The 12,901-nt window shown below is 60.9% G+C and carries 12 protein-coding genes; 3 read left to right on the top strand and 9 right to left on the bottom strand.

The window, feature by feature from the left end:
* The first annotated feature begins 4 nt into the window (after window positions 1–4).
* Window positions 5–208, top strand: a complete 204-nt coding sequence (locus M5G18_RS16240) for a twin transmembrane helix small protein (RefSeq protein WP_007953986.1) — start codon at window positions 5–7, stop codon at window positions 206–208.
* 9 nt (window positions 209–217) lie between these two features.
* On the opposite strand, the gene M5G18_RS16235 is transcribed toward M5G18_RS16240, so the two are convergent.
* The 4 genes from M5G18_RS16235 to coxB form a co-directional block, all read right to left on the bottom strand.
* Window positions 218–1,105, bottom strand: a complete 888-nt coding sequence (locus tag M5G18_RS16235) for a cytochrome c oxidase subunit 3 (RefSeq protein ID WP_011331798.1) — start codon at window positions 1,103–1,105, stop codon at window positions 218–220.
* Between the two features lie 25 nt (window positions 1,106–1,130).
* Window positions 1,131–1,682 (bottom strand): cytochrome c oxidase assembly protein, encoded by a 552-nt coding sequence (locus M5G18_RS16230; protein WP_011331799.1) that lies wholly within the window; start codon window positions 1,680–1,682, stop codon window positions 1,131–1,133.
* Between the two features lie 27 nt (window positions 1,683–1,709).
* Window positions 1,710–3,302, bottom strand: a complete 1,593-nt coding sequence (gene ctaD / locus M5G18_RS16225) for a cytochrome c oxidase subunit I (protein WP_007953983.1) — start codon at window positions 3,300–3,302, stop codon at window positions 1,710–1,712.
* A gap of 82 nt (window positions 3,303–3,384) precedes the next feature.
* Window positions 3,385–4,512: a cytochrome c oxidase subunit II gene (gene coxB, locus M5G18_RS16220; RefSeq protein WP_085606416.1), complete on the bottom strand. Its 1,128-nt coding sequence runs from the start codon at window positions 4,510–4,512 to the stop codon at window positions 3,385–3,387.
* A 369-nt stretch (window positions 4,513–4,881) separates the two neighbouring features.
* Here coxB and M5G18_RS16215 point away from each other — a divergent pair, with 369 nt between their 5' ends.
* Window positions 4,882–5,514, top strand: a complete 633-nt coding sequence (locus tag M5G18_RS16215; RefSeq protein ID WP_007953981.1) for a hypothetical protein — start codon at window positions 4,882–4,884, stop codon at window positions 5,512–5,514.
* 51 nt (window positions 5,515–5,565) lie between these two features.
* Here the strand turns inward: M5G18_RS16215 and M5G18_RS16210 are convergent, their stop codons facing one another.
* The 3 genes from M5G18_RS16210 to M5G18_RS16200 all read right to left on the bottom strand — a co-directional run bounded on the left by M5G18_RS16210 (window position 5,566) and on the right by M5G18_RS16200 (window position 9,211).
* Window positions 5,566–7,092 (bottom strand): SulP family inorganic anion transporter, encoded by a 1,527-nt coding sequence (locus tag M5G18_RS16210; protein ID WP_262159360.1) that lies wholly within the window; start codon window positions 7,090–7,092, stop codon window positions 5,566–5,568.
* A 90-nt stretch (window positions 7,093–7,182) separates the two neighbouring features.
* On the bottom strand, window positions 7,183–7,914 hold the full coding sequence (locus M5G18_RS16205) for a carbonic anhydrase (protein ID WP_007953979.1): 732 nt from the start codon (window positions 7,912–7,914) through the stop codon (window positions 7,183–7,185).
* Window positions 7,915–8,152: 238 nt separating this feature from the next.
* The gene (locus M5G18_RS16200; RefSeq protein WP_007953978.1) at window positions 8,153–9,211 is read right to left on the bottom strand and encodes a PA0069 family radical SAM protein; all 1,059 of its coding nucleotides are present in this window, start codon (window positions 9,209–9,211) and stop codon (window positions 8,153–8,155) included.
* 233 nt (window positions 9,212–9,444) lie between these two features.
* Between M5G18_RS16200 and M5G18_RS16195 the strand changes: the two genes are divergently transcribed.
* On the top strand, window positions 9,445–9,747 hold the full coding sequence (locus M5G18_RS16195) for a hypothetical protein (protein WP_273898070.1): 303 nt from the start codon (window positions 9,445–9,447) through the stop codon (window positions 9,745–9,747).
* A 53-nt stretch (window positions 9,748–9,800) separates the two neighbouring features.
* Here M5G18_RS16195 and M5G18_RS16190 read toward each other — a convergent pair whose 3' ends face one another.
* Together M5G18_RS16190 and M5G18_RS16185 are read right to left on the bottom strand one after the other, a co-directional pair.
* Window positions 9,801–11,102, bottom strand: a complete 1,302-nt coding sequence (locus M5G18_RS16190) for a c-type cytochrome (RefSeq protein WP_273898069.1) — start codon at window positions 11,100–11,102, stop codon at window positions 9,801–9,803.
* Window positions 11,103–11,114: 12 nt separating this feature from the next.
* Window positions 11,115–12,899 carry a GMC family oxidoreductase gene (locus M5G18_RS16185; protein WP_273898068.1) on the bottom strand — a complete coding sequence of 595 codons (1,785 nt, stop codon included), beginning with the start codon at window positions 12,897–12,899 and terminating at the stop codon, window positions 11,115–11,117.
* Window positions 12,900–12,901 lie beyond the last annotated feature (2 nt).

Here is a 12,901-nt window from a genome sequence, read left to right as displayed (position 1 = left end):
TCCCATGCTCAAAGCAGCCATCGTCCTGATGCTGATTGCCACGGTGGTCAGCCTGTTCAGCGGCCTGTTTTTCCTGGTCAAGGACGACAGCAGCTCGAATCGACTGGTGATCGCCTTGAGTGTTCGGGTGGCATTGGCCGCTGTCACCGTCGGCCTGATCGCCTGGGGTTTCTACAGCGGCCAACTGGTGTCGCACGCGCCTTGGTAGCTCTGTTCCTCAGAGCACGTAAACGAAGATGAACAAGCCGATCCACACCACATCGACGAAGTGCCAATACCAGCTCGCCGCTTCAAAACCGAACTGATGTTCGTTGTCGAAGTGGCCCTTCATGATGCGCATCAGCATCACGAACAGAATGATCGTGCCGATGGTCACGTGGGCGCCGTGGAAACCGGTGAGCATAAAGAACGTCGCGCCGTAGATGCCCGAGCCGAGGGTCAGCCCCAGTTCGTGGTAGGCGTGGATATATTCTTCAGCCTGGAAGCCGAGGAACGCGCAGCCCAGCAACACAGTGATCGCCAGCCACAGTTTCAGCGCGCCGCGATGACCTTTCTTCAGCGCGTGGTGGGCGATGGTGATGGTCACGCTGGAGCTTACCAGCAGGATGGTGTTGATCAGCGGCAGGCCCCAGGGGCTGATGACTTCCTTGGGCGGTGGGAACAGTTTCGGGTCGGGTGTGTGCAGCAGCGGCCAGGTGAACTGGAAGTTCGGCCAGAGCATGTGGGCGATGCCTTTGGTGCCTTCGCCACCCAGCGCCGGGCCGGAGATGTGCCGTACATAGAACAGCGCGCCGAAGAAGGCGATGAAGAACATCACCTCGGAGAAAATGAACCAGCTCATGCCCCAGCGGAACGAGCGGTCCAGCTGCGGGCTGTACAACCCCGCGCGGCTTTCCTTGATCACCGTACCGAACCAGCCGAACAGCATGTACGCCAGCAACAGGCCGCCGACGAAAAAGATCAGCGGGCCGTGGGATTCCGGACGCGCAGCCTTCAGATCGTTGAACCAGGTCGCCAGACCGTACACGGTGACGAACATCCCAACCGTGGCCACGATCGGCCACTTGCTCTGGGCCGGGACGTAATAGTGCTCATGAGTTGCCATTTATTGTTCTCCTTATCGGGCACGCTTAACCGCCAGTGTTTGCAGCCACCGGAGGATGTCGGGCGGTGATATCGAACAGCGTGTAGGACAGCGTCAGGTGCTTCACGTCCTTGGGCATGTCGCGGTCAACGATGAAACGCACCGGCATCTCGATCTGCTGACCGGGCTGCAGCACCTGCTGGGTAAAGCAAAAGCATTCGGTCTTGTGGAAATACGCCGCCGCATTGCTCGGCGCGATGCTTGGCACCGCTTGCGCGCTCATCGGTTTGTCGGTGGGATTGCGCGCGATGAAGATCATCTCGTTGACCGCGCCGGGGTTGGCCGTCAGTTCGTCATGCTTGGGGTAGAAGTCCCACGGCATGTCGGCGGTGTTGGTCGACAGAAACTGCACCCGCACCTGCCGCGAAGCATCGACGGTCTGCTCGCCCTCGTACTGCCCGGCGGTCTTGCCGTTGATGCCGAACGCCTTGCACATCACGTCGTAGATCGGCACCAGGGCAAAGCCGAAGACGAACATCGCCACCACCACGCCGAGCAATCGGGTGACCAGCTTCTTCATCGAGATCGAGTCAGCCATGGTGGCGGTCCTCAACGGCTACAGGGTTCATTTCACTTCCGGCGGCGTGGTGAAGGTGTGATATGGCGCCGGTGACGGCACGCTCCATTCCAGACCTTCGGCGCCATCCCACGGTTTGGCCGGAGCCGGCTCGCCGCCACGGATGGTCTTGATCACGATGAACAGGAAGAAGATCTGCGTGGCGCCGAACATGAACGCGCCGATCGACGAGACCATGTTGAAGTCGGCGAACTGCAGGTTGTAGTCCGGAATCCGCCGGGGCATGCCCGCCAGGCCCACGAAGTGCATCGGGAAGAACGTCAGGTTCATGCCGACGAAGGACAGCCAGAAGTGCAGCTTGCCCAGGGTTTCGTCGTACATGTGGCCGGTCCATTTCGGCAGCCAGTAGTAGGCCGACGCGAAGATCCCGAAGATCGCTCCCGGCACCAGCACGTAGTGGAAGTGCGCAACCACGAAGTAGGTGTCCTGGTACTGGAAGTCCGCCGGGGCGATGGCCAGCATCAGCCCGGAGAAACCGCCGATGGAGAACAGGATCACGAACGCCACGGCAAACAGCATCGGCGTCTCGAAGGTCATCGAGCCTTGCCACATGGTGCTGGCCCAGTTGAACACCTTCACCCCGGTCGGCACCGCGATCAGCATCGTCGCGTACATGAAGAACAACTCGCCCACCAGCGGGATGCCCACCACGAACATGTGGTGCGCCCAGACGATGAACGACAGGAACGCGATGCTCGCCGTGGCGTAGACCATCGAGGTGTAGCCGAACAGCGGCTTGCGCGAGAAGGTCGGGATGATCTGGCTGACGGCACCGAAGGCCGGCAGGATCATGATGTACACCTCGGGGTGGCCGAAGAACCAGAACACATGCTGGAACAGCACCGGGTCACCGCCGCCGGCGGCACTGAAGAAGCTGGTGCCGAAGTGGATGTCCATCAGCATCATCGTCACGCACCCGGCCAGCACCGGCATCACCGCGATCAGCAGGAACGCGGTGATCAGCCAGGTCCAGACGAACAGCGGCATTTTCATCAGGGTCATGCCGGGGGCGCGCAGGTTGAGGATGGTGGCGATCACGTTGATCGCGCCCATGATCGAACTGATCCCCATCAGGTGGATGGCGAAGATGAAGAACGTCACGCTTTCCGGGGCATAGGTGGTGGACAGCGGCGCGTAGAACGTCCAGCCGAAGTTCGGCCCGCCACCGGGGGTGAACAGGGTCGAGACCAGCAGCAGGAACGCCGCCGGCAGCAGCCAGAAGCTGAAGTTGTTCATCCGTGGCAGGGCCATGTCCGGCGCGCCGACCATCAACGGGATCATCCAGTTGGCGAGGCCGACGAACGCCGGCATCACCGCACCGAACACCATCACCAGGCCATGCATGGTGGTCATCTGGTTGAAGAACGCCGGCTCCACAATCTGCAGGCCGGGCTGGAACAGCTCGGCGCGGATCACCATGGCGAACGAGCCGCCGAGCAGGAACATGCAGAACGCAAACCACAGGTACAGCGTGCCGATGTCCTTGTGGTTGGTGGTCAGCACCCAGCGCATCAGGCCTTTGGCGGGGCCGTGGGCGTGGTCGTGGTCGGCATGACCGTGGTCATCGATGACAGCGCTCATGGCCGGTCTCCTTCAAAAGAGTGGACTGGGCAGGCCGGGGCGCAGGGCTCCGACCGGTTCACGAAGTACGCAATAGACCGGCTCATTTGCTTTCCGCCTGTTTCAGCTCCAGCACTTCTTTTGGCGTGACCATGTCGCCCTTGTTGTTGCCCCAGGCGTTACGTTCGTAGGTCACGACCGCTGCGATATCGACTTCCGACAGCTGCTTGCCGAACGCCGCCATGGCGGTGCCGGGCTTGCCGTGGAAGACAATGCTCAGGTGCGCGTCTTTCGGACCGGTAGCGATTTTCGAGCCCTTGAGGGCCGGGAACATCGGCGGCAGGCCCTGGCCTTCAGCCTGGTGACAGGCGACGCAGGTGGTGTGGTAGATCTTGTCGCCGCGCTCCTTGAGCTCGTCGAGGGTCCATTCCTTGCTGGTCAGCTCCTTGAGCTGCAACGCTTCGGCCTTGCGCTCGGCGAGCCATTTTTCGTAGTCGGCCTTCTCTTTGACGTCGACCACGATCGGCATGAAGCCGTGGTCCTTGCCGCACAGCTCGGCGCACTGGCCACGGTAGAGGCCGGGCTTGTCGATGCGGGTCCAGGCTTCGTTGACGAACCCGGGGATCGCATCGCGCTTGACCGCGAAGGCCGGCACCCACCAGGAGTGGATCACGTCGGCGGAGGTCACGAGGAAGCGCACCTTGGCGCCGGTCGGCAGCACCAGCGGCTTGTCGACCTCGAGCAGGTAATGCTCGCCCTTGGCTTCCTTGTTGTGGATCTGCTCGGCGGGCGTGGCCAGATTGCTGAAGAACTCAACATCCTGGCCCAGGTATTTGTAGTGCCACTTCCACTGATAGCCGGTGATCTGGATATCGATATCCGGCTCACTGGTGTCGTACATCTTGATCAGGGTCGCGGTCGCCGGAACGGCCATCGCCACCAGGATCAGCAGCGGGACGACGGTCCAGAGAATTTCGACGGTGGTGCTTTCGTGGAATTTTGCGGCGACCTGCCCGGTAGAACGGCGGTGCACCATCATCGACCAGAACATGGCGCCGAAGACGATGATCCCGATCACCACACAGATCCAGAAAATGGTCATGTGCAGGTCGAATACTGCGTGACTGATTTCAGTCGCTCCAGGCGCCATATTCACAGTCCAGGCAGCGTGCGCCGGGCTGAAAATCGACCACAACAGGAGGCCCATCCAGACGTGTGGATGTCGCATCATTGCGGGTTCCCCTTATCGTTCTTGTTATCCCGCCGGCTTTCGCCTGCGGCAAGGGATCGGCTGCATCAGACTACGAACTTGAATCGCCGGGCCTTGCTGCGGGTGCAGTCGGGCGTCATCAGCTAACTCCATTCACTGGCGAGTATAGACAGCGGCTGAAAAATGCAATGTGCGGACGTAAATCGAATGAAACAGCTGGCACTTGCGTTCCAGGGCACGAATGGAGAAGGATGCAGACGAGTGGTGGCAAACCGATATAACGCCGTTGCATCAAGGATGAAATAATTATGACAAATGCGTCTTAGCATTTTTCGTAAGCCAGCTAAGTTATGTCTTCCCTATTTCATTGCCTTGTTTCCTGGAGTTTTCATGAACACCGCCGCATTGCGCGAGCAGATCCACATAGCCCGACAACACGAGATTGAAACCGGAAAGCTGACCCGTCAGCTGGAAGCCCAACTGCAACACCTGCACCCGGCCATCCAGTTGCCGGAAACCGACGCCAACGGCGTGCTGACGCGATTTGTCGCCGCCTACATCGACGAAGTGCCAGACCTGCTGGATGCAGCCAATGAAGTCGCCAGGGAAGCGGGAATCGAGTCGCAGATCAAACCGGTGCTGAAAATCGCCGAGCAGTACTTCATCCAGCCGCCCGTGGGCCTGGACAGTCTGCTGGACGAAGCCTATCTGGCGCACCGCTTTGTCGAAGAGGTCAACGACCTGTACATCAAGCATTTCGGCCAGCCACTGATCCCCTTGGACATGACGGTCGCCAATCTGATTGCTCACCAGCTGATCGGTGAGGAATTTGCCAACCAACTCGACGAAGTGGTGCATCACGCGGTGGACAGCATGCTCGACGACGACAGCTTTGCGCTGGAGTCGGTGGAAGCCTACCGCGAGAAACTCAGCAGCCCGGACACCGGTGCGGCGTGGAAACGCTGGCCGTGCATGAGCCGCCGTCTGGGCGTGGGCCTGGAGCTGGATCAGCCTGCGGCTTGATCTCGGCGCAAACGATTGGGGGAACAGATTGCTCTGTTCCCCCAAATGTTTTCAGCCCGCCGCACCGATCCCGGTGGTGGTGCGGATCCGCCCCTCAAGCCGTCGCTTCAACCCGCGCGACTCGATCAACAGTTTCGCCCCCTTGGCCGCATTCGCCCGGCCCCACTCTTCGAGCAGTTCCAGACATGAATGGTCGATGTAGCTCAGGTTATTGAGCGGCACATGCACCGTCGTGCCCGGCGGAATACTGCCCAGCACCTGAGTCAGTGCCGGCACTTTGAGGAACGTGGCCGCGCCCACCAGACGCAACTCCATTTCCCCGTCCTGCGGCAGATCGATCAGGCTGATTTTCAGGCGCGAGGCCTTGAACGCCAGCTTCACCAGGGTCAGGCCGAAACCGATCAGCACACCGGTCAGCAGGTCAGTGAAGATGATCGCCAGCGCCGTGGCGGCGTAGGTGAACATCGGCATCCGGCCATAACGCCCCAGACCACGGAATGCCTTGAGATCCACCAGTTTGAAACCGGTGTAGACCAGAACGCCCGCCAGACTCGCCACCGGAATGCTCTGCAGCACGCTCGACAGCAACAGCACGAACGCCAGCAGCCACAGGCCATGGAAAATCGTCGAGTAGCGCGTGGTGGCGCCGGCCTGGACGTTGGCCGAACTGCGCACGATCACCCCGGTCATCGGCAGCGCGCCAACCAGACCGCAAAGCATGTTGCCGACGCCTTGCGCCGACAGCTCACGGTCGAAATCCGAACGCGGGCCGCTGTGCATGCGATCCACCGCGGCGGCGGACAGCAGGGTTTCGGCACTGGCGATGAAGGCTACGGCGAACGCGGCGATCAGCAGCGTCGGGTCGGCGAGGCTGAGCAGATCCGCCGGTTTCAGCCAGTCGATGGCTTCGGCCAGATTCTCTGGCACTTCAACTCGCTTCACTTGCAGCGCCAACAACAGGCTGGCGCCGGTTGCCAGCCCGACCCCGAGCAGCGCGCCCGGAATGAAGCGCAGCGAATGCGGGCGGAATTTCTCCCACAGCCACATCACGGCGATGGTTGCGAGCCCGAGCAACCCGGCCTGCCAGCCAAAGGACGGCAAGGCCTGCGCCACCGCGCCCGGGAATGCCGTGAGGTTGTCCAGACCAGAGGGCTTCGGCGCGGCATCCAGCATCACATGCACTTGCGACAGCACAATCAGCACGCCAATCCCCGCGAGCATGCCGTACACCACCGCTGGCGCCGTGACCCGGAACCAGCAACCGAGCTTCAGGCGTCCCGCCACCAGTTGCAGGAAACCGGCGAGCAGCAGGATCGGCCCGAGCATTTCGATACCGTGCTGGCGCACCAGCTCGAACACCAGCACCGCCAGACCCGCCGCCGGCCCGCTGACCTGCAACGGCGAACCCGCCAGCCAGCCCACCACCAGACCGCCGATGATCCCGGTGATCAGGCCTTTGGCCGGCGGCAGCCCTGACGCAATGGCAATGCCCATGCACAGCGGCAGGGCGACCAGAAACACAACCACTGAAGCGAGCAGCTCCCGTGGCAACACAGCTTTCAATTGAGCCGCACGCATGGCGATACTCCCGAAGTTTTCTTCAGGCGTGGCAAGGCCGGGCCGCTGAAACAGCGGCCGGCGTCAAACCACACAGATTTTTAGGAGGATTTAGAAGCGCGCTTTGGGCGTCGCCACCGGGATCGGATGGCTGCCGTCGAGCGGCAGGAAGCAACCCTGATCCGCGTCGTAAGCTTTGATTTCGCTGGTTTCGATGTTGTAGACCCAGCCATGGATGAACAGATGACCGTTCGCCATGCGCGAGGCTACCGAAGGATGGGTACGCAAGTGCTGCAGTTGGGCGATGACGTTTTCCTCGGTGAGGATCGGCATGCTTTCTTTTTCGTTGGCGCAGTTGCAGTTGTCCTGCACCATGGTTTTCGCGACTTCGGCGTGGCGCAGCCAGGCTTTGACCGTCGGCATTTTTTCCAGGCTGTCCGGGTTGAGCACCGCACGCATGGCGCCGCAATCGGAGTGGCCGCAAATGATGATGTGCTGCACGCCAAGGGCCAGAACCGCGTATTCGATGGCGGTGGAAACGCCGCCGTTCATCTGGCCGTAGGGCGGCACGACGTTGCCGACGTTACGGGTCACGAACAGATCGCCGGGCGAGCTCTGGGTGATCAGTTCGGGCACGATGCGCGAGTCGGCGCAGGTGATGAACATCGCCCGTGGCGACTGGGCCGTGGCGAGTTTCTTGAAGAGTTCTTCCTGCTGCGGAAAGACCTCATGATGAAAATGCAAAAAGCCGTCAACGATATGCTTCAACGCTGCATCGGCGGATTCCGCCACAGGGGCGGCTTGCGCCGACGCAGCCAACGGCTGTTTATCCTTGTCACTCATGATTCATCCTCATTGGCGGATTCGGGGAGTCGTTCCCGTGTATTCCGGTGTGAAGCCAGTGGCTGTTTAGAACATCCGGGTCATCCCGACCCGTCAGTCACTCGATGAACAAGGTAACCGCCGAAACTTAACTCAAACTGAATCAAGCGCTCTAGAACGTGTGTTCCAGGTCACAAAAAACGTGACCGGCGTAAACCGGGTCAAGCATTCCTTCCTCTCAACCATAGGCCAATTGTCCCTAAATCAGCGCCATCTGGCGACCCGGCGGACAGAAGGCCGTGCAATCGAGGTTGAAGCCTTCGCGGTGATTGAGCCCCAGGCGTTTCAGTGCTTTGGCGAAGCGCTGGGCGAGCAGGTCGGCGAACGGCCCTTCACCGCGCATTCGGGCACCGAAGCGACTGTCGTACAGCTCGCCGCCACGGCTCTGGCGGATCAGGCTCAGCACATGCGCCGCACGTTGCGGGTAGTGCGCCTCAAGCCATTCCTCGAACAGCGGCGCCACTTCCAGCGGCAGGCGCAGCATCATGTACGCAGCGCTCTGGGCGCCGGCCGCGTGGGCTTCGGTCAGCAGGCTTTCGATTTCGCTGTCGTTGATCATCGGAATCATCGGCGAGCACAGCACGCCCACCGGAATCCCCGCCTCGCGCATCACCCGGATCGCCCGCAACCGGGCCTTGGGCGCGGCGGCGCGGGGCTCGAGAATGCGTTTGAGTTCGTCGTCCAGGGTGGTCAGGCTGATCATCACCGCCACCAGCCGTTGCTGCGCCAGTTCGGTAAGCAGGTCGAGGTCGCGCAGGATCAGAGAGCCCTTGGTGACGATGGTCACCGGATGCCGGTAGCGCAGCAGCACTTCGAGGGTCTGGCGGGTGATCCGGTGTTCGCGTTCGATTGGCTGATAGGGATCGGTATTGGAGCCGAGGTTGATCGGCGCGCATTGATAGCCTTTTTTCCCCAGCTGTTCTTCCAGCACCTGGGCGGCGTTGGTCTTGGCGATCAGCTTCGTTTCGAAATCCAGCCCCGGCGACATGTCCCAATAGGCGTGGCTGGGCCGTGCATAGCAATAAATACAGCCATGCTCGCAGCCGCGATAGGGATTGATCGAGCGGTCGAAGGGCAGGTCCGGCGAGGTGTTGCGGGTGATGATGGTCTTCGCGGTTTCGAAGCTGACTTCGGTGCCCTGGGTCAAAGGCACTTCCTGAAACCAGCCGTCATCCTCGGCCACCGAACGACTCGGCGCGAAGCGGTTGTGCGGGTTGGTTGCGGTGCCGCGACCGCGCGGGGGCAAGGGGCTGGTCATCACGGGTGTCCTTGATCTGTACATGCATACAGTATCTGCAAGGTGGCGGATGATCCACTACCGTTTGGCCGTCCATCAATAAATCGCGCGCTTAGTTGTAAGTTTGTTTAGAGATAAAGTTTCAGTTGTGCAAATTAAAGAAACATAAGTTGGCTGTTCGTTTACTGTTCAAGTTCGTAGTATCCACTCCGCTTCACACCACTTGACTATATAAAAGACAAAAGGATTTGATGATGTCGTTTTTTAATTCGCGCGGTATTTTTCTGCAACTTTTGCAACCCGACGCATCGGAGCCCAATACACTGGTTTCCATGCAACTGGCGCGTAAGGAACTGGGCTGGGATGCCGAGGCTGGCGTGCAGACCGAAATGCTGGTTGATCCGATCTTTGTCACCGCGACCTCCCGGGATGGCGGCCATACCTTCAGCATCGGCCGTCTTGAGCACGATGTGGATCGCGACGGTGAAATCGGTGAGCAGGATCGAGCCAAACTGGCTGCCCTGGCCAAAGCCTATGCCAGTATTACCAACCCGTAACAGCGATTGAATCAATAACCCCTGCATGAATAATCATGCAGGGGTTACTGCGTTTAGTTGTGGCTGGTTACTTGTCCAAGATCAGCGGCTGATGTTGTAGTCATATCGTCGGTGCGTAACTTGGCAACCTCTTTTGCGGTGACGGTGGAGCCCTTGTTACCCCAACTTTCACGAATAAAACTTACGACATCCGCCACTTCCTGATCCGACAGACGCCAGGCGAAGCCCGGCATGGTCAAGGTGGACGGCGCCGTGTGCGTTGCAGGCAGGGTGCCGCCCTTGAGCACGATGTGAATCAGCGAGGTCGGGTCGTCCGATTGCAGCACCGGATTGCCTGCCAGCGCCGGGAACACCCGGGTGTAGCCATGGCCGTCGGTGCGGTGGCACGCCGCGCAGTTGTCGATGTACACCGACGCGCCACGTTGGCTGTCATCCCCGTTCCACAGGGCCTTGGCGGCTTTCTCGTCGTACTGGTGCGGCTGGTCGGCAGGATCATTGGCCGGCAGCGATTTCAGGTAACGGGCAATTGCGGTCAGGTCGGCGTCGGTCATGTACTGCATGCTGTGGGTGACCACGTCGCTCATGCCGCCGAACACCGCACTGCGGTCGCTGCGACCGGTCTTGAGGAACTGCACCAGTTGTTCCTCGCTCCAGCTGCCGAGGCCGTCCTTGTGGTCGCCGTGCAGGCTCTTGGCGATCCAGCCTTCCAGCGGCGCACTGCCTGACAGAAAACTGCTGCCTTCGGCCGCGCTCAGGGATTTTTCCTGCATGGTCAGCGCCCGTGGCGTATGGCAGGCGCCGCAATGTCCGAGGCCTTCCACCAGATACGCCCCACGGCTGACGACGGCATCGTCCGACGCGGCTTTGTAATCCTCGACCTTCGGTGCGAACAGCCAGCGCCAGCCCATCAATGGCCAGCGCATGCTCAGTGGCCACGGGATGTCGCTGGCCTTGTTCTCTTGCGCCACCGGTTCCACGCCGTGCATGAAGTAGGCGTAGAGCGCCTGCATGTCGGTTTCGCTGACGCGGGCGTAGGACGGGTATGGCATCGCCGGGTACAAGGTACTGCCGTTTTTGGCTACGCCATGCCGCACGGCCTGGTCGAAGTCCTCGAAGCTGTAGTCACCGACGCCGGTTTTATCCGGGGTGATGTTGGTCGAGTAGATCGTGCCGATCGGGGTTTCCATCGGCAGGCCACCGGCGAACGGCTTGCCGTCCTTGGCCGTGTGGCAGGCCACGCAGTCGCCGGCACGGGCGAGGTATTCGCCTTGTTTGATCAAAGATTGATCAACTTCTGCGCCATGAACGGCAGTGCTGCCGAGCAGGGCCAGGGTTGCGATAACGAGAGTCTTCATGGTCATCGCTCCTTAAGCCTGAACCAGCGGGCCGGGGTTTTTCAGGTACTGCTCGCGGATCGCTTTCGCCGACCAGTAGGTCAGCGCGGCAACCAGCCCGGTCGGGTTGTAACCCAGGCCTTGCGGGAACGCCGAGGCACCCGGAACGAACACGTTGTGCACGTCCCAGCTCTGCAGGTAGCGGTTCAGCGCGCTGGTTTTCGGGTCGGTGCCCATGATCGCGCCACCGTTGAGGTGGGTGGTCTGGTACGACGCGGTGTTGAAGTGGTCGCCGACTTTCTTGCCGATCACGGCGATGGCTTTCGGGCCCATGGCTTCGGCGATCTTGCCCATTTTCTCGACCATGAAGCGGTTCATTTTGATGTCGTTTTCCTGCCAGTCGAACGTCATCCGCAGCAGCGGCATGCCGTAGGCATCGCGGTACACCGGGTCCAGATCGAGGTAGTTGCCACGGTAGGACTGATGCGCGCCGTGGGCGTCCATCGACACCTGGTGGGTGTAGTAATCGGCGGTCGCGCGTTTCCACGCACTGCCCCAGGCCGGAGTGCCCGGCGGGTTGGAGGTGCCGGCGATCGGTCGGCTGCCGGCCTGGTTGACCCACATCGGCGAGCCACCGACGAAACCATGCGGTCCGTGATCGAAGTTGTCGGCGTTGAAGTCATCCACCGCCACACCGTTGCCACCGGCACCGATGAAGTTGTTGGTGTGGGTGTCCTTGTCGAAGAACGCCTTGATGGTGGCCATGTTCTGGTAGGCGAAGTTACGCCCGACCACGCCTTCACCGCTGACCGGGTCGTAGGGTTTGCCGATGCCGGAGAGCAGCATCAGGCGCACGTTGTGCAACTGGAATGCGCCGAGGATCACCAGATCCGCCGGTTGCTCGATCTCGCGACCCTGGCCGTCGATGTAGGTGACGCCGGTGGCCTTGGTTTTCGTGCTGTCGAGGTTGACCCGCAGAACGTGCGCGTTAGGCCGCAGTTCGAAATTCGGCAGCGGCTTCAGCGCCGGCAGAATGTTCACGTTCGGCGACGCCTTGGAATACATGTAGCAGACGTAACCGCTGCAGAAACCGCAGAAGTTGCACGGGCCCATCTGCGCGCCGTAAGGGTTGGTATACGGCCCTGAAGTATTGGCGGAAGGCAGGTTGTAGGGTTTGTAACCGACTTCGGTAGCCGCTTTACCGAACAGCTGGGCGGAAACCGTGTTCTTCTGCGCTTCCAGCGGGAACGGGTTCGAGCGATCCGCTGCGTACGGGTTGCCGCCCTTACCCTGACCGACCAGTTGGCCTTTCACGGTCCAGGCCTGGCCGGAGGTGCCGAAGACTTTTTCGGCGAAATCGAAGAACGGTTCCAGCTCTTCATAGCTGACGCCGAAGTCCTGGATGGTCATGTCCTTGGGGATGAAGCTTTTGCCGTAGCGCTCTTCGTAATGGCTGCGCATGCGCAGTTCGATCGGGTCGACCCGAAAGTGCACGCCCGACCAGTGCAGCCCGGCACCGCCCACGCCATTGCCCGGCAGGAACGCGCCCAGTTGGCGGTTCGGCAGGGCGATGTCGTTGACGCTGTGGCGGATGGTGACGGTTTCCCTGGAAACGTCCTGGAAGAGTTTTTTCCGCACGCTGTAGGTGAGTTCGTCGATCACCTGCGGATAGTTACCGTCCGGGTAGGTGTCCTGCATCGGCCCGCGTTCCAGCGCCAGCACGTTGAGCCCGGCTTCGGTCAGCTCCTTGGCCATGATCGCGCCTGTCCAGCCGAAACCGACAATCACTGCGTCGACCTTCTTCATTACCGTTGCCATGC

This window comes from Pseudomonas aphyarum, from assembly GCF_028657055.1.
Taxonomy (GTDB): Bacteria; Pseudomonadota; Gammaproteobacteria; order Pseudomonadales; family Pseudomonadaceae; genus Aquipseudomonas; species Aquipseudomonas aphyarum.
Note: the sequence above shows the minus strand (reverse complement) of the source record. Positions and strands in the feature narration are given on the sequence as shown.